This is a genomic window from Bradyrhizobium sp., from assembly GCF_027307225.1.
Lineage (GTDB): Bacteria > Pseudomonadota > Alphaproteobacteria > Rhizobiales > Xanthobacteraceae > Bradyrhizobium.
In genome coordinates this window covers 36048-53091 of sequence record NZ_DAHUXJ010000001.1, presented here as the reverse complement: position 1 = coordinate 53091, position 17044 = coordinate 36048, and the positions used below count along the sequence as shown (strand labels likewise).

At 63.5% G+C, this 17044-nt stretch carries 14 protein-coding genes; 8 read left to right on the top strand and 6 right to left on the bottom strand.

Annotated features, from left to right (window positions below):
* Positions 1 to 277 precede the first annotated feature (277 nt).
* Genes M6D32_RS00195 through M6D32_RS00175 form a run of 5 tightly spaced genes read right to left on the bottom strand, consistent with a single transcriptional unit; the run spans position 278 to position 7763 of the window.
* Entirely contained in the window at positions 278 to 1060 is a 783-nt protein-coding gene (locus tag M6D32_RS00195) for an alpha/beta hydrolase (RefSeq protein WP_298252156.1), read from the bottom strand.
* 6 nt (positions 1061 to 1066) lie between these two features.
* Positions 1067 to 2362: an O-acetylhomoserine aminocarboxypropyltransferase gene (locus M6D32_RS00190; protein WP_298252154.1), complete on the bottom strand. Its 1296-nt coding sequence runs from the start codon at positions 2360 to 2362 to the stop codon at positions 1067 to 1069.
* Between the two features lie 38 nt (positions 2363 to 2400).
* Entirely contained in the window at positions 2401 to 3705 is a 1305-nt protein-coding gene (gene pncB / locus M6D32_RS00185; RefSeq protein ID WP_298252152.1) for a nicotinate phosphoribosyltransferase, read from the bottom strand.
* 42 nt (positions 3706 to 3747) lie between these two features.
* Positions 3748 to 7290 carry a molybdopterin cofactor-binding domain-containing protein gene (locus tag M6D32_RS00180; RefSeq protein ID WP_298252150.1) on the bottom strand — a complete coding sequence of 1181 codons (3543 nt, stop codon included), beginning with the start codon at positions 7288 to 7290 and terminating at the stop codon, positions 3748 to 3750.
* Positions 7290 to 7763 (bottom strand): (2Fe-2S)-binding protein, encoded by a 474-nt coding sequence (locus M6D32_RS00175; protein WP_298252148.1) that lies wholly within the window; start codon positions 7761 to 7763, stop codon positions 7290 to 7292. The genes M6D32_RS00180 and M6D32_RS00175 overlap by 1 nt, the downstream gene beginning before the upstream one ends.
* Before the next feature lie 202 nt (positions 7764 to 7965).
* Here M6D32_RS00175 and M6D32_RS00170 point away from each other — a divergent pair, with 202 nt between their 5' ends.
* From M6D32_RS00170 to M6D32_RS00135, 8 genes are all read left to right on the top strand, one after another.
* Positions 7966 to 9411 carry a 6-hydroxynicotinate reductase gene (locus tag M6D32_RS00170; protein WP_298252146.1) on the top strand — a complete coding sequence of 482 codons (1446 nt, stop codon included), beginning with the start codon at positions 7966 to 7968 and terminating at the stop codon, positions 9409 to 9411.
* A complete protein-coding gene (locus M6D32_RS00165) occupies positions 9411 to 10319 on the top strand; it encodes a UPF0280 family protein (protein ID WP_298252144.1) in 909 nt (302 codons plus the stop codon). Before M6D32_RS00170 ends, M6D32_RS00165 begins: the two co-directional genes overlap by 1 nt.
* A gap of 45 nt (positions 10320 to 10364) precedes the next feature.
* Positions 10365 to 10949: an amino acid synthesis family protein gene (locus M6D32_RS00160; protein WP_298252142.1), complete on the top strand. Its 585-nt coding sequence runs from the start codon at positions 10365 to 10367 to the stop codon at positions 10947 to 10949.
* A gap of 28 nt (positions 10950 to 10977) precedes the next feature.
* On the top strand, positions 10978 to 12186 hold the full coding sequence (locus M6D32_RS00155; protein ID WP_298252140.1) for an ABC transporter substrate-binding protein: 1209 nt from the start codon (positions 10978 to 10980) through the stop codon (positions 12184 to 12186).
* A 155-nt stretch (positions 12187 to 12341) separates the two neighbouring features.
* Positions 12342 to 14225 (top strand): ABC transporter permease, encoded by a 1884-nt coding sequence (locus M6D32_RS00150; protein ID WP_298252138.1) that lies wholly within the window; start codon positions 12342 to 12344, stop codon positions 14223 to 14225.
* Positions 14222 to 15010 (top strand): ABC transporter ATP-binding protein, encoded by a 789-nt coding sequence (locus M6D32_RS00145; protein WP_298252136.1) that lies wholly within the window; start codon positions 14222 to 14224, stop codon positions 15008 to 15010. The genes M6D32_RS00150 and M6D32_RS00145 overlap by 4 nt, the downstream gene beginning before the upstream one ends.
* A complete protein-coding gene (locus M6D32_RS00140) occupies positions 15007 to 15711 on the top strand; it encodes an ABC transporter ATP-binding protein (protein WP_298252134.1) in 705 nt (234 codons plus the stop codon). The genes M6D32_RS00145 and M6D32_RS00140 overlap by 4 nt, the downstream gene beginning before the upstream one ends.
* 16 nt (positions 15712 to 15727) lie before the next feature.
* Positions 15728 to 16183, top strand: coding sequence for a MarR family winged helix-turn-helix transcriptional regulator (locus M6D32_RS00135; RefSeq protein ID WP_298252132.1), 456 nt, complete (start codon positions 15728 to 15730; stop codon positions 16181 to 16183).
* A gap of 38 nt (positions 16184 to 16221) precedes the next feature.
* On the opposite strand, the gene M6D32_RS00130 is transcribed toward M6D32_RS00135, so the two are convergent.
* On the bottom strand, positions 16222 to 17043 hold the full coding sequence (locus tag M6D32_RS00130; RefSeq protein ID WP_298252129.1) for a sulfurtransferase/chromate resistance protein: 822 nt from the start codon (positions 17041 to 17043) through the stop codon (positions 16222 to 16224).
* Between the last annotated feature and the right edge of the window lies 1 nt (position 17044).

The window sequence follows — 17044 nt, the reverse complement described above, 5'->3', positions numbered from 1 at the left end:
CATGGCCTCTCGACCTTTGGGCGTCAGGGGGGCATTCTTGTGGGTGTCCATTCGGTTCTCCGCGAATCGCTGGTGGTTTGGCGACTTCAGAGTTCCCGGTCAGGGCCGAATGGACAACCTCCTGAAAGCCCACATCTAGCGGTGTCCTCAACAGAATTTCTGTTTTTGATACCCGCTGGACACCGGCTCTAAAACGTCAATAAAATCAACGCAATCCGTCTCCCACAAGGGGAGAAGGTAGAAAGAACCGCACCTCATTAGCATGAGTGGGAGACGACTAATCCTGCAGCGCCGCCAGCAACTCGTCGGGCTGCTCCACCATCATCATGTGGCCGGCGCCTGGCAGCACAATGGTGCGGGCGTTCGGGATCGCGGCGGCGAGCGTCTTGCCCGCTTTCGCCGGGGTCATCATGTCACGCTCGCCGAGGATGACGGTCGCGGGCACCTTGATCTCGGCAGCGGCGGCAAGCGCGTTCTGGTAGGCGTTGCAGGCGGCAAGATCATTATGAAGCACGCCCGGCGCGCATTTTTGCAGGGTCCGTTGCGCTCCCTGGTGCATCCAGAGCCCCGGCGCCAGGCTGCCGCCGAGTTCGGCCGAAAAGCCCAGCCCCCAGATTGAAACCATGTCGATCGCCGCAATATCGTTCGCTTCGGCGGCCTTCAGCAAATCCGGTCCGACCGTCATCGTTGCCGCGGTCCCAATCAGGCTCAGGCCTGTGACCTTTTCCGGGTGTCGCGCCGCGGTTTCGAGCGCAATCAGCGACCCCATGGAATGGCCGACCAGTCTTGCTTTCGTTGCGCCGGCCGCATCCAGCAACGCGGCCGTCCAGTCCGCCATGTCGGCGATGGTCGGCATGGGTGTGCCGGAAGAGTGCCCGTGGCCGGGCAGGTCGGGCGCCAGCACCGAAAAACCATGGTGCGCGAACCAGCGGCTGTGCAGGGCCCAAGTCGAGTGATCGAAGCCCGCGCCGTGCAGCAGTACGACCGCCGGCAATGATTTGTCGAACGGCTTGCCGCCAGTCGCCACGAAGGTGTCCACGCCGTTCACTGAAAGCTGCATGGCATTTTACGCCTTTTGTGACGCGCGCAGCGCCTGGCCAAGATCGTCGATGATGTCAGATGCCGTCTCGATGCCGACGGAGAGCCGCACCAATTCCTCGCCGATGCCGGCGGCCTTCAACTGGTCGGCGTCCATCTGTTGATGCGTGGTGGAGGCGGGATGGATGACGAGCGTCTTGGCGTCGCCCACATTGGCGAGATGGCTGATCAGCTTGAGGGACTCGATGAACTTCTTGCCGGAGGCGCGGCCGCCCTTGATGCCGAAAGAGACGATCGAGCCTGCACCGCGCGGCAGCAGCTTCTTGGCCAGCGCATGATCCGGATGGCTTTCCAGTGCGGGATGAAGCACCCAAGCGACACCCTTGTTGGCGGTGAGAAATTCCAGCACGGCAAGCGTGTTGCTCATGTGCCGTTCCATGCGGACGCCAAGCGTCTCGACCCCTTGCAGAAGCTGGAAGGCGTTGGTCGGCGAGAGACACGCGCCGAAATCACGCAGTCCTTCCGTGCGGGCGCGCATGATGAAGGCGGCTTGGCCGAACTGCTCGTCGAAGACGATACCGTGATAGCCGGCATAGGGTTCGGTCAGTACCGGAAACTTGCCGGAGGCGCGCCAGTCGAATCTTCCGCCGTCGACGACAACCCCGCCGATGGCGATGCCGTGGCCGCCGAGCCATTTGGTCGCCGAATTCATCACGATATCGGCGCCGAGTTCGATCGGGCGGCTGAGAAACGGCGTCGCAAAGGTGTTGTCGATCAGGAGCGGAATCTTCGCGTCATGTGCGATCTGGGCTACGAGCGGAATGTCCAGCACCTCAAGCCCGGGATTGCCGATGGTCTCGCCGATCACAAGCTTCGTGTTTGGCCTGATTGCGGCACGGAATTCATCGTGCGCGCGCGGCTTCACGAACGTGGTGGTGATGCCGAAGCGCGGCAATGTATGCGCCAACAGGTTGATGCTGCCGCCATAGAGCGACGATGAAGCGACGATATGATCGCCGGCGTTCAGCAGCGTCACGATCGCCAGATGCAGCGCCGCCATGCCGCTCGCGGTCGCGATTGCGCCGACGCCCGCCTCGAGCGCAGCGATCCGCTCTTCGAGTACAGCGGTCGTCGGATTCGAGATGCGGGTATAGATGTGGCCCGCACGTTCCAGGTTGAACAGTGCGGCGGCATGATCGGCATCCTGAAAGACGTAGGAGGTGGTCTGATAGATCGGCACAGCGCGCGCGCCGGTCGCGGGATCGACCCGCTGGCCGGCATGCAGGCTCAAGGTTTCAAAGGCAGGCGGCTTGGGGGTGGGCATGCAACGACTCGCCGAATGGAAGGAAAGGGTGCGATGGCTCAGACATGCACGGGCGCGCGAACCCGCCCGGCATTGCCGAACACGCGCACGTAACGCTCGACCTCGCTCGGTATGCCCGTCGCCTTTTCCGGATTGTCGGAGAGTTTGACCGCGGGCCGGCCGTCGACGGAGGTCACCTTGCAGACGATCGAGATCGGATCGAGCTCGACCGAGCCGTTCGGCGTGCATCCAATGAAGTCATTTGTCAGGTTTGTGCCCCAGCCGAAGCTGATACGGACGCGGCCGGCGAAATGTCTGTGAATTTCCTCGATCGATTCAACGTCCATGGCGTCAGAAAACACCAGAAGCTTTTCCTTCGGGTTTTGTCCCTTCTGCTTCCACCAGGTGATGATTTCCTCACCGGCGGCGATCGGCGGCGCACTGTCGGGACGAAAGCCGGTCCAGTCGGCGACCCATTCCGGCGCGTCGCGCAGGAAAGCCTTGGTGCCGAACGCATCGGGCAGCGCGATCAGCAGGTTGCCGCCATAGGTGTGACGCCACTGGTCGAGAATGCGGTAAGGCGCCCAGCGTAGTTCATTGTCGTCTTTCGCAAGCGCGGCTGCGACCATCGGCAGTTCATGGGCATTGGTGCCGATCGCCTCCAGGTCGCTGTCCATCGCCAGCAGCACATTGGAGGTGCCGGTGAAGGCCGGCCCCAGCCCTTCCTTGACCGCCTCGACACACCAGCGCTGCCACAGGAAGCCGTGACGCCGGCGCGTGCCGAAATCGGAGAGCCGCAAGTCTTCCAGCTTTCGCAAACGTTCGACCTTGGTCCAGAGCTTGGCTTTGGCGCGGGCATAGAGCACGTCGAGCGCAAAGCGGCGTTGCTCCTTCATCACCTGGCGCGAGCGCAATTCATTGAGAATGGCGAGCGCTGGTATTTCCCACATCGTGGTGTGAGTCCACGGCCCGTAGAAATTCAGCTCGTACTGGCCATCGACCTTCTTGAGTTCGTATTCGGGCAGCCGGAAGTTCGAGAGATAGTTGATGAAATCCGGCGCGAACATCTGGGTCTTGCCGTAGAACGTATTACCGGCGAGCCAGATCAATTCCTTCTTGCTGAAGCGGATCGAGCGGGCATGATCGAGCTGCGCGCGCAGCTCGCTTTCGTCGATCACCTCGGCGAGCCGGACATGCCTGGAGCGGTTGATCACCGAGAAAGTGACCTGCTGGTCCGGATAGAACTCCCGGATCATCTGCACCATCAGCAGCTTGTAGAAATCGGTGTCCAGCAGGCTGCGCACGATCGGATCGAGCCGCCAGCCGTGGTTGTAGGTCCGCGTCGCTATGTCGGTCACTGTCATGGGGCAAGTCTAGCTTGCCGGCCGCCCTACAACCAGTGGGTTTCAGCCCGCGTTGCCTTGCCGGATACGCATGATGGCGTCCTTGACCCCCCTCCAGGCCGGCTTTTCCGGCGCGAATTGCTGGCGGAGATACCCGACCAGCTCGGCGAGCTGGTCCTCGGACAGGTGGTCCTTGAAAGGGGGCATGTAGCCGAGGTCGCTCGAGACGGGTTTGGTAATGCCGTGCAGGATCACCTGGATCAGGTTGTCGGGGGTCGCCGCATGCACGTTGCTGTTCAGCGCCAGCGACGGCCGGCTGCCGAACAAAGGCGGGCCGCCGACCGCATGGCAGACGGCGCAGGCGCCCTCGTAAAGCCGCTGGCCGAACGGCGAGGCCGCGACGATGCGCGTGGCGGTCACGCTTTCGAGCATCGCGGCCAGGGCTTCGGGATTGGCCTTCGTTTCATTGAAGGAGGCGAGATAAACCGCCATGGCGCGGATGTCTTCGTCCGGCAGTGCTTTTAGATCCTGCACCACGGGTGTCATCGGACCGGCGGCCACGCCATGAAAGCGCGAGAAGCCGGTTCGCAAATAGGCAAACAGCTCGTCTTCGGTCCAGGGAATCGGCGCGTGCGAGAGCGACGTCAGCGGCGGCGCTTCCCAGCCTTCGGCAAAGCCGCCGGCGAGATAAGCGCTCGCTTTCTCGGCGCCGAGCGCGTTGCGCGGCGAATGGCAGGCGCCGCAATGACCGAGGCCTTCGACCAGATAGGCGCCGCGATTCCACGCGGCCGACTGGTTCGGATCAGGCGTGAATGTCTCCGCATGGTGGAAAAGCGCGTTCCAGCCAGCGAGCAAGGGTCGCCAGTTGAAGGGCAAGGCGAGCGCGTGGACGCGATTGTCTGATACCACCGGCGCCTGCGCCATCAGGTAGGCGTAGAGCGCCTGCAAATCGGCGTCGCTGGCCAAGGCAAAATGGGTGTAGGGAAACGCCGGGTAAAGATGGCGGCCGTCGCGGTGAACGCCTTCGCGCATCGCGCGCTCGAAGGCGGGATACGACCAGTTGCCGATACCGGTTTTGACATCGGGCGTGATGTTGGTGCTGTAGATCACGCCAAACGGCGTTTCTATCGGCCGCCCGCCGGCGTTCAGCGCACCATTGATCGTCGTGTGGCAGGTGGCGCAATCGCCGAGCGCGGCCAGTTGCCGGCCGCGTTCGATGGTGGCGGCGGAAAACACCGACGCATCCGGTCGCGCGATCGGCGCGATCGAGCGACAGGGCAGGACCGCCGCGGCGATGCCGATGCCGCCGACGACAAGCGCCGCAGTGGTTGCGAGGATGCCGCGGCGTTTGGCAAACGGATTTTTCCAGCGGCCCAAATCGGCTTGGCTTGGCGGCGGGGCGAGGGCGGCTGGATGCGGAGCCTGTTCGCCGCGCAGCCCAGCGAGAATGCGTTCGGGCGTGAACGGCGGCTCGCGGAAGCGCACGCCGGTAGCATCAAAGATTGCGTTGGCAATCGCGGCCGCGCTGGGGACGGAGGCGGATTCGCCGACCCCAAGCGGCGGCTGATCGAGCCGCGGCAGCATCAACACGTCGATATCAGGCAGTTCGGGAAATTTGATGATGGGGTAGGCGCCCCATTCGCGGCTGGCGATCGAGCTTCCGCTGAACGGAACTTCTTCCATCAGCGCGCGGCTGGTCGACTGAATGACGTTGCCTTGAATCTGATGGCGCACGCCATCCGGGTTGATCATCAACCCGGAATCTTGCCCCGCGACCACGCGCGTGACGCTGACGTCGCCGGTCGCCTTGTTGACGGCGACGTCGGCGATCCAGGCCGACCACGCTGCGCCAAAGCCCGGAAACCTGCTGTGCACATAAAGCGCGTAGGCAAAGCCGCGCCCGTGCACGACATCGCCCTCGTCTTCTTTTTCCTGCCATACCGGGCGCGGCTTCCAGCCCGCGCGCTCGGCAACGGCGTTGACGAGATCGACTGCGCGCGGATCCCTGAGATAACGCAGCCGGTATTCGATCGGATCGACCTCGGCCTCTGCTGCGAGCTCGGCGATATAGGACTCATGCGCGAAGGTGTTCGGCAGCGCCGACACGCCGCGAAGCCAGGCGGCGCGCATGATCGGCGGCATGTCATGCGCCACCACGCGCAAATGATCGTAATCGTAAGGCGGGATCGCGGTGCGATCGCCCATCTCGGAGACCGCAGGCGTTGGCGAAATCGCGCCAGTGAGAAGCAGCGCCAAGGTCGGTGCGGCGTTGGAAGGATAGCGGGTTGCAAAATCGTAGCCGGCAACACCGCCGTCGGCATTCAATCCGCCCCTGACGTCGATCAGCTGCGCGGCGCCCTTCGGTTCCCAGACATGTTCCTGCTCGCGCGTGAGCTGGACGCGGACGGGACGGCCGACCGCACGCGACAGCAGCACCGCATCGGCTGAGACGTCATCGGCACAGTTGCGGCCGTAGCAGCCGGCCGCTTCCATCCGGATCACTTCGATCTCGGACTCCGGCCGCTGCAACAACAGCGCCAGATCGCCGCGCAGGATGTGCGGGTTCTGCGTGCCGGACCAGACGCAGGCCTGATCGTCGCGAAACTCCGCGACCGCGCAGGAAGGCCCGATCGAGGCATGCATCTGGTATGGCCAGAGGTAGGTGCGATCGATCGGCTTCGCCGCCTCTTTCAGCGCGGCCTCGACGTCACCCTTGTCGATCAGGGTGCGCGGTGTCGACGGATTGGCGCGTAGCGCTTTCTCGATCTCCTCGAGATCGGGCAACGTCGGCACCTTCTTCCAGGTGAGCTTGAGCTGGCTCGCTGCCTGAATCGCATTTTCTTCGCGCTCGGCGACGACGCCGACGAAGTCCGCGATCCGCACTACCGCGACGAGGCCGGGAATGTCGCGGACCGAGGACTCGTCGACTTCGATAAGACTCGTGCCGACAAAATCGCCGCCATCGACGCCGGCATAGGGTGGACGCACCACGCGGCCGTGCAGCATGCCGGGCACGCGCATGTCATGCACATAGACGAGTTCGCCGGTCGCCTTCGCCGGCAGATCGACGCGCGGCACCGATTGGCCGACGATGCGATAGTCGCCGGCGGACTTGACCTTGACGTCGTCGACAAGCTCGAGGCAGATCGTGTCGTCGCCAATCAGTTCGCCATAGCTGACGCTGCGATTATGGCCGCGGACGAGGCCGTCCTCGATCGCCAATTCCTCCTGCGGCAGTTCGAGGTGTTCGGCCGCGCGCGCGATCAAGAATTGACGTGCTTGTGCCGCAGCCTTGCGCAGCGGCACCGCAGTAATCTGAATGGTTTCGCTCGCGATCGTCGCGCCCTGATCGGGCGCGCGCGAGGTGTCGCCGAGCACGACAACCACGCGCGCAAACGACACATCCAGTTCTTCCGCGACGATCTGTCCGAGGGCGGTACGAATCCCGGTGCCGAGATCGACGTGGCCGTTGAAAGCGGTGACCGAACCGTCGGCCGTGACCTTGATAAAGGTCTCGAACGGGCTACCCGCGCCAGCGGTGGCCGGACGCACCACGACCAGCGTTCCCGACTGTCGCTTGCCGCCAAGAAGATCGGACGTACCCATCAGTCTCGCGCCTCGACTGTGGCGCCGGCCGCGCGCATCACCGCACGGATGATTTCCACATGCGCGCCGCAGCGGCAAAGGTTGTAGCGCAGCGCTTCCATCGCGTCCCGTTCGCTCGGATGCGGATTGCGCGCCAAAAGCGCCTTTGTCGTCATGATCATGCCGTTGAGGCAATAGCCGCATTGCGCGGCTTGTTCAGCGATGAAGGCCTCCTGCACCGGATCAGGGGCTTCACGCGAGCCGAGTCCCTCGAGCGTAACGATCTCGCGGCCGATGCAGCCTTCGATCGGGATCGCGCAGGAGCGCGCGGCTACGCCGTCGATCAGCACCGTGCAGGTGCCGCATTCGCCGAGGCCACAGCCATATTTCGGGCCGTTCAGTTCGAGATCGTTGCGTAGCACGTAGAGCAGGGCGGTATCGGGAGACGCGCCCACCTCGTGAATCCGGCCGTTGACGTTCAGGCGGATCGTCATGCGTAGCGTTTTCCTGCAGCTCTTCGCGCTTCGATTGAAGACGCTTCGAGAATAACGTTTGTATACAAACGTGCAAGCCTGCCCCTTGAAACGCGCTTGACAGTCTCCCATGTCGCGCGCAACATCGTTCGTGTACGAACAAACTGCCCTGGCGGGTTGTGCCGCGGGGAAGTTTGTCGCCACTGCTTGCAAGCAAAGCCTCATGTCGACTGAACCTGTGGCCGCCGACAAGATCCGCTGCGATGCCTGCCCGGTGATGTGTTACATCAAGCCGGGCGCGGCTGGCGCGTGCGACCGCTACGCCAATCACGACGGACAACTCGTGCGCGTCGATCCGCATGTTCTCTTGGAGCGGACGGTGTCGCATGGCGGACGGCTGGTGCGGTTCCAGGCCGGCGGCGATTGGGACGGTAAGATCGTCCACGAGCCTGACGTGTTCGTCACCGCAATCGGCGCCGGAACGACATATCCCGACTACAAGCCCGCGCCTTTTATCGTCTCCTCGGAGATCGACGGCGTCGACATGGTCACGGTCGTGACCGAAGGCATCTTCAGCTATTGCGGCGTCAAGGTGAAGATCGACACCGATCGTTTTCTTGGGCCCGAAACCGCAACCGTTCGCGTGCAGGGCGAGGCGGTAGGGCACGTCACGACAGGCGAATACGGCTCGCAAATGCTGTCGCTCGGCGGCGTGCATCATCTGACCGGCGGCTCCAAGAAGGAAGGCCGCGTCACCTGCGACACGCTGATGGATCTGAGCAATTGCAAGCCGGTGGAGATGACCATCGACGGCGGTGCGACCATCGTGGTGCAGGCCGGCCACCCGCCCATCGTCAACGGCATCGCGGAAGAGCGGATGCGGGTCGGCTGCGGCTCCGCGACGATCGGCATGTTCGCCCAGCAATGGCAAGGCAAGGTCGACGAAGTCGTCGTGGTCGACGATCACATCACGGGCGTGCTCAGTGAACATCAGGCCGGCAAGGTGCTGGATATCGCCGATACCGGCATCAAGATGAAGGGGCGGCGCTCGACGCCCGGCCGCTATTTCCAGGTCGCCGAACCCGGAACGGGGTGGGGCGGCACGCAGATTTCCGATCCGCTGTCGATCCTGGGCCCATTCGATCCCAAGGTCGCAAAGCCCGGCACGACCATGCTGATGGTCTCGACCACGGGCGAGCACGCCGCTTATTTCGAACTCGATGGCTCCTTAAGGCCGGTCGAGAAGACGATGCCGGCGGACCTGCAGTTCTCGGTCGAGCGCATTCAGGAGAATTGCGAGCCGGCGCTGTGCACGGTGCTGTTCATGGGCGGAGCCGGCGGTTCGCTGCGCGCCGGCGTCACCGACAATCCGGTAAGGCTGACGCGTTCGGTGAAGGATGCGCTGACGCGCGTCACCAGCGGCGGCGCGTCGGTCTATGTCTGGCCGGGCGGCGGCATCACCTTCATGGTCGATGTGACGCGGCTGCCGGCCGGCGCGTTCGGCTACGTGCCGACGCCAGCGCTGGTCGCGCCGATCGAGTTCACGATGCGCCTCTCAGACTACGCCGCGCTCGGCGGCCATATGGATCACGTTCGCCCCTTGGCATCGTTGAAGTCAGGCGAGCTTCGTCAGGTGACGCCGCCTTCGCCGAAAACGGGAGCGCGGTGATGACGCGGCTGCCGCAGGTCGGATGGTTGAAAGACGGCAAGCGGCTGCACTTGCAGGATGGCCCGATCGACCTGATCGTTGAGGCGCAAGGCAGCCGGGAGAATCTGCGCGTGGCCTATGCCGCAGCGATCGACCGCTTCACCGGCCTGCTGGATGAACTTTGCGATGAATTGCCGTTGTTGCGGTCATCGGCCGATCCCACGCGATGCCAATTGAACGGCGTGATCGCGCGCCGCATGCATGCGGCGGTCGTGCCGTTCGCGCGCGATCATTTCATCACGCCGATGGCAGCCGTCGCGGGCAGCGTGGCCGAGGAAGTTCTGGGCGCGATGGTGCAGGCCGCGCCGTTAAGCCGCGCCTACGTCAACAATGGCGGCGATATCGCGTTGCATCTGGACGGTGGCGAGCAATTCACCGTCGGACTGATCGATCGCCCGGATGCGCTTGGTTTGATGCGCACGGCTGTCATCCGTGCTGAGGACCCCACACGGGGCGTCGCGACGAGCGGATGGCATGGGCGCAGCTTCTCGCTTGGCATCGCCGATGCGGTGACGGTGCTGGCGAAGGCCGCCGCGCAGGCTGACGCAGCAGCTACCATCATTGCCAATGCGGTCGATCTGCCGGATCATCCGTCGGTCGGTCGCTGCCCGGCCAACGAATTGCAGCCGGACAGCGATCTTGGCTCACGCCTCGTGACGCGGCAGGTCGGGTTATTGAAAGAATTGGAAATCGACGCGGCATTGGAATCCGGTGCAACCGTGGCCCGCCACTTGCTCAGTCGCGGGCTGATCGAGGCAGCAGCGCTGCATCTGAAAGGCGACATCCGCGTCGTCGGCTTGCCAAGCCCAGATGCAAATGTTCTTCATCGGCCAGTTGGTCAGCTCAACGAAAGTATGATCCATGCGTGACCCGCATTCGGCCATCATCGCCTCAAGCCAACAGGGTGCACAGCCATGAGCGTCGTCATCCGCAAGATCGTGACCGTCGTCGAAGAGACGTTGATGGAAATGGGGAAGGGGGTGAATCCCCCGGTCCGGCGTGCAGCGGCGATTGTCGTGATAGAAAATCCATTTGCCGGACGATATGTGGAAGATCTTTCTCCGCTGATTGCGATCGGTGAAGAACTCGGCGAGTTGCTCGCCAAAAAGGCAGTCGCGGCTCTAGGCATCGACGGCACAAAAGTGCACAGCTACGGCAAGGCAGCGGCCGTCGGCGAAAATGGCGAGCTGGAGCATGCGGCCGCGATCTTGCATCCCAGGATGGGGACACCGGTGCGCAAGGCGCTGGGCAAGGGCGCGGCGCTGATCCCATCCTCGAAAAAGCGCAGCGGCCCCGGCACCACGCTCGATATTCCGCTCGGCCACAAGGACGCGGCCTTTGTCAGAAGCCATTTCGACGGCATGGAAGTGCAGATCAACGACGCCCCCCGCGCAAACGAGATCATGGTCGCGCTCGCCGTCACCAACGGCGGCCGGCCGTTGCCGCGCGTCGGCGGCCTGACGGTCGGCGAGATCAAGGGCGAAGACGGACTACGATAATTGATTGGATCAACGCTGGAGTAGAGGCATGCAAGGAAGAGTTTTATTGGGCGCAACGCTGGCCTTGACCTTGATGGGTTTCGCGCCAAGCGCGTTTGCGCAGAGCGGCGGCGAGATCAAGATTGGTGAGATCAACAGCTACTCGTTGCTGCCGGCTTTCACCGAACCCTATCGCAAGGGCTGGCAGCTCGCAGTCGAGGAAGTCAACGCCGCCGGCGGCGTCAACGGCAAGAAGCTCGTCGTCATCTCCAAGGACGACGGCGGCAAGCCGGCGGAAGCACAGACCGCGGCCAACGAGCTCGTCTCGAGCGAAAACGTCTCGATGCTGGTCGGCACGTTCCTGTCGAACATCGGGCTTGCGGTCAGCGACTTCGCCAAGCAGAAGAAGGTGTTCTTCCTTGCCTCCGAGCCTCTGACCGACGCCATCACCTGGCAGAAGGGCAACCGCTATACGTTCCGCCTGCGTCCGTCGAACTACATGCAGGCTGCGATGCTGGTGGATGCGGCAGCAAAACTGCCGGCGAAACGCTGGGCGACGATCGCGCCGAATTATGAATATGGCCAGTCGGCGGTCGCGGTGTTCAAGAAGCTGATGTCGGAGAAGCGGCCCGACATCCAGTGGGTCGAGGCGCAGTGGCCGCCGCTGGGCAAGATCGATGCGGGCCCGGTGGTGCAGGCGGTCGCGCAGGCCAATCCCGATGCGATCCTCAACGTCGAATTCGGCGGCGATCTCGTCAAGCTCGTGCGCGAGGGCAACACCCGCGGCCTGTTCAAGGGGCGCGAGGTGGTGAGCTTCCTCACCGGCGAGCCGGAATATCTCGATCCGCTCAAGGACGAAACGCCGGAGGGGTGGATCGTCACCGGCTATCCCTGGTATTCGATCAAGACGCCGGAGCACGCGGCGTTCCTGAAAGCCTATCAGGCCAAGTACAACGACTATCCGCGGCTCGGTTCGATCGTGGGCTACGAGACGATCAAGGCGGCGGCCGCGATCCTCGCCAAAGCCAACTCGACCGATCCGGACAAGATGATCGCTGCGGCCGAGGGCCTGTCGCTGCCCTCGCCATTCGGCGAGATCACCTTCCGCAAGATCGATCACCAGTCGACGCTCGGCGCTTTCGTCGGCAAGACCGCGCTGAAGGACGGCAAGGGCATCATGGTCGATTCCGTCTACCGCAAGGGCTCGGACTATCAGCCGAGCGACGCCGAAGTCGAAAAGATGCGGCCGAAGGATTAAACGCGACTAACATCGTGGCCTCATGGTTCGAGACGCGCGGCACTTCTTGCCGCGCTCCTCACCATGAGGAGGTGAGACCCTCATCCTGAGGAGGCGCGTATACGCGCCGTCTCGAAGGATGAGGCCAACGCACTCAGAACTGACCGAAAGCGTCCATGGCCTTTTACGTCGTTCAGTTCCTGACCGGACTCGCCAGCGCGGCTTCGCTGTTCCTGGTCGCCTCGGGCCTGTCGATCATCTTTGGCGTGACGCGGATCGTCAACTTCGCCCATGGCGCGTTCTACATGCTCGGCGCCTATGTGGCGTTCACATTGACCGCGCGCTTTTCCGGCGCACTTGGATTTTGGGGCGCCATTCTGGCGGCGTCGCTGATCGTGGCCGCGGTCGGCGTGATCGTCGAGATGCTGCTGCTCCGGCGTATCTACCATGTGCCGGAGCTGTTTCAGTTGCTCGCGACCTTCGGGCTGACGCTGATGGTCGAAGACCTTGTGGTACTGATGTGGGGCCCGAACGATCTGGTCGGCCCGCGCGCGCCGGGCTTGAAGGGCGCAATCGATTTCTTTGGCCAGCGGATTCCGAGCTACGACCTATTCCTGATCGTGCTCGGGCCTGTGGTGCTGGGCCTGTTGTGGCTCGTGTTCCAGCGCACCCGCTGGGGCGTGCTGGTGCGTGCGGCGACGCAGGACCGCGACATGGTGGCGGCGCTCGGCGTCAATCAGAAATGGCTTTTCACCAGCGTGTTTGCGCTCGGCGTCTTTCTCGCGGCGCTTGCCGGCGCATTGCAGATCCCGCGCGATGCCGTCAATCACGACATGGACCTGCGCGTCATCGTCGATGTCTTTGTCGTCGTGGTGATTGGCGGGCTCGGCAGCATCACCGGTGCCTTTATCGCCGCGGTACTGGTCTCCGAATTGAACGCGTTCGGCATTCTGATCTTTCCGAAGATTTCCATCATCCTGGTGTTCCTGGTGATGGCGTCGGTTTTGATTGTGCGTCCTTGGGGCCTGCTCGGCAAGGCCGAAGCGCCGGCCCGGCGTACGCCGGGCCTCACCGTCAACCCCTGGCGTCCACTGACGTCGAATGAACGCATCGCAGCGGCCATTGTGTTTCTATTCGCGGCTTCGCTGCCGTTCTTTGCCGGCAATTACGCGCTCAACGTTGGCGCGGAGATCGCGATCTTCGTGATCTTTGCGGCAAGCCTGCATTTCCTGATGTCGGCCGGCGGGCTCGCTTCGTTCGGACACGCGGCATATTTCGGGCTCGGCGCCTATGGCGTCGCCTTCGCCGTCAAGCTCGCGGGATTGCCGATGGCAATAGCGCTTCTGGCTGGTCCTTTGTTCGGCCTGCTCGGCGCCGTCGTGTTCGGTTTCTTCGCTGTCCAATTGTCCGGCGTCTATTTCGCGATGCTGACGCTCGCCTTTGCGCAGATCGTGTGGTCGATCGTCTTTCAGTGGGTCGAATTGACCGGCGGCGACAACGGCATTCTCGGCGTCTGGCCGGAACACTGGGCGGCGAGCGCTTCGCATTTCTACTGGCTGTCGCTCGCGATCGCGGTGCTTGTGGTGTCCGGCTTGCGCATGGCGACATTTTCGCCCTTTGGCTTCGCGCTGCGGGCGACCCGCGATTCACCGCTGCGCACGGAGGCCATCGGCGTCAACGGCAAGCGCATCCAGTGGAGCGCCTTCGTCATCGCCGGCACCGTCGCCGGCATCGGCGGCGCGCTGTTCGCCTACCTGAAAGGCAGCGTGTTTCCGGATGTCCTGGGCATTCCGCTTTCGGTCGATGCGCTGGTCATGGTGCTGCTCGGCGGCGTCGAGACGGTTTCCGGCGCGATCGTCGGCGCCATCGTCTACAAAGCGCTGTCGATCTGGCTGGTCAGCCAGACCGAATGGTCGAAGCTCGTGCTGGGCGCGTTCATCGTTCTGATCGTCGTGGCTTTCCCCAAGGGCATTGTCGGGACGGTGGAATCGATCTGGCATCGCCGCCCGTCCTCGCTCAGGGACGCCTTGCTCGGCTCGAAAATCGAGACCGCCGAATGAGCACGCAAGCACTATTGTCGGTCGAGGACCTGAGCAAATCCTATGGCGGCGTGCGCGCGGTGCGCGGTGTATCGTTCACGCTTTCGCCCGGCGAGATTCTCGCGCTGATCGGGCCGAACGGCGCGGGAAAGAGCACCTGCTTCAACATGCTCAACGGCCAGACCGCGCCCGATGCGGGGACGGTGCGTGTGCTCGGGCAGGACACCACCGGCCTGAAACCGCGCGAGGTCTGGCGGCTCGGCGTCGGGCGCACCTTCCAGATCACCGCGACATTCCCGACCATGACCGTACGCGAGAACGTCCAGGTGGCGCTGTCCTCGCACGATCGAAAGCTGTTCAATCTCGTCGCCTCGATGCCGCGCTATGCGCGAGACGAGGCAGAGCGGCTGCTCGATCTCGTCGGCATGGGTGGCTTTTCGATGCGCGCCTGCGGCGAACTCGCCTATGGCGATCTCAAGCGGCTTGAGCTCGCCATCGCGCTCGCCAACCAACCCAGGCTTCTTCTCATGGACGAGCCGACCGCCGGCATGGCGCCGCGCGAGCGCGTCGAACTGATGCGGCTCACCGCGCAGATCGCGAGGGAGAAGTCGATCGGCGTTCTCTTCACCGAGCACGACATGGACGTCGTATTCGAGCACGCCGATCGTATTCTCGTTCTCAATCGCGGCAGCCTGATTGCGGAGGGCTCGCCGGAGGAGGTCCGGCGCAATGCCGAAGTGCGCGCGATCTATCTCGGCGAGGGCCTCGTTTACGACGCCCGTCATCGCGGCGGAGTTTCCCCGTGAAACTCTCGGTCGAAAGCCTCAACAGCCATTACGGCCCGGCGCACATCCTGTTCGATGTCGGGCTTGACGTCGCCGATGGTGAGGCGGTCGCGCTGCTCGGCCGCAACGGTGCCGGCAAATCCACCACCTTCCGCTCGATCGTCGGGCTCGTGGCGCAACGGTCCGGCCGCATCCAGTTCGAGGACCGCGACATATCGAGCCAGCCGACGCATGCGATCGTGCGCGGCGGTCTTGGTTATGTGCCGGAGGAGCGGCGCATCTTCACGGATCTGACGGTTGAGGAGAATCTCGAAGTCGGATGGCAGGCTCCGCGCGCTAATGCGCCGCAATGGACGCGCGAGCGGCTGTTCGAACTGTTTCCCAATCTGGCGGAAATGCGCGGACGCCCCGGCGGTCGCATGAGCGGCGGCGAGCAGCAGATGCTCACCATTGCGAGAACGCTGATGGGCAATCCTTCTCTGGTGCTGCTCGACGAGCCGTCGGAGGGCCTCTCGCCGAAGATCGTGGAGCAGATGGTCGAGGCTATTCTGACCATGAAGAAGGAAGGCGTCAGCCTTCTGGTCTCGGAGCAGAATCTGCATTTCGCGCGGCTCATATCTGATCGCGCCTACATCATCGAACGCGGCCGCATCTGCTTTTCCGGCACCACGGCCGAGCTCGACGCGCGTCCGGACATCCGCGACGCGCATCTGGCGCTGTAAGGGACGAGGACGAAAGATGGGCAGGGGAGCTTCGCTGAAGCGCAACGTCAAGCCGCCGCGGCCCATTTATGTGCTCGACGAGCAGATCGGCTTCATTCTGCGCCAGGTCTCGCAGCGCCACGCCGTGATCTTTTCCCGCGATATCGGCGCCGACGTGACGCCGACGCAATGGGCGGCGTTGTCAAAGCTCGCGGAAACCGGGCCATGCTCGCAGAACCGGCTCGGGCGCTTGACCGCAATGGATGTCGCCACGATCAAGGGCGTCATCGACCGTCTCACCGCGCGCGGCCTCACCGAGACGTCGGCCGATCCCGATGACGGCCGCCGCCTGCGCGTCAGCCTGACGCGCGCCGGCCAGCAACTGGCGGAAAAGGCCGCGGCCAACGCGTTCGCGATCTCGAAGGAGACGCTCGCGCCGCTCGATCCGCGCGAGCGCGAGTTGTTCGTGGCGCTGCTCGAAAAGCTGCGGTGAACGCGATCGCAAGCTACCTTCCGTAGCGCATCAAGCCGTCACGTTCTGGTTGTTTTATTGGTCGGCCAATTGTGAGTTTCCCGCGTCGCGTCGCGACACCAGCGGTAGAAGGCATCGTACACAAGAATACCGGCGTTTAGCTGATCGAGATCGTCGTCATACATCCGCGACAGACCAAGAGAGGCGGCGAGGAGGCCCGGCGCTTCGGGCGACAGGTCGAGCCGATCCGTATCGGCCGCGCGCACCATGACAGCCAGGCGCTCGAGTGCGGGCGTTGAGAGCCCGAATTCCTTCAGTATCACGTCAAACGTGCACAACTCGCCCCGGTGGCTCCAGAAGACGTGCTCGACATCAAAGGGCGTGGCGGCAAAATCTTCGGCAACCGTCAGAACTTCGGCAGATGCAACGAACAGGAACACGGCGCCGGGATCGACAAAGCGCCTGATCAGCCACGGGCAGGCGATCCGGTCGATCTTCGGTCGGGACCGGGTGACCCAGGCGCTACGTCCGTGTGAGTCCCGCTTGGGAATCCGATCGGCCGCAATGGTTGGAAGCGAGGCTTCGTTCCACGCCGCTTTACCGCCCTCCAATGTCTCGGCCGCGATGCCTCGATGCCGCAGCATTGCCGCGGTGCCCTCGCTGAGTTGTCGTCCCTTGGAGCAGATAACCACAACAGAGCGGCCGGAAAGGCTTCCGCCCCAATCGTCGATCTGCCGATGCGGCCGTCGGGCGGATCCTGGAATCAGTCGGGGGTCGGCCGCGAATTCTTCATCGGTGCGGACATCGACGAGCACCGGTGCTTTGGCCGTTCCAACAAGTCTGGACAGCTTGTCGGGGGAGATTGACGTAAAAGACGACATG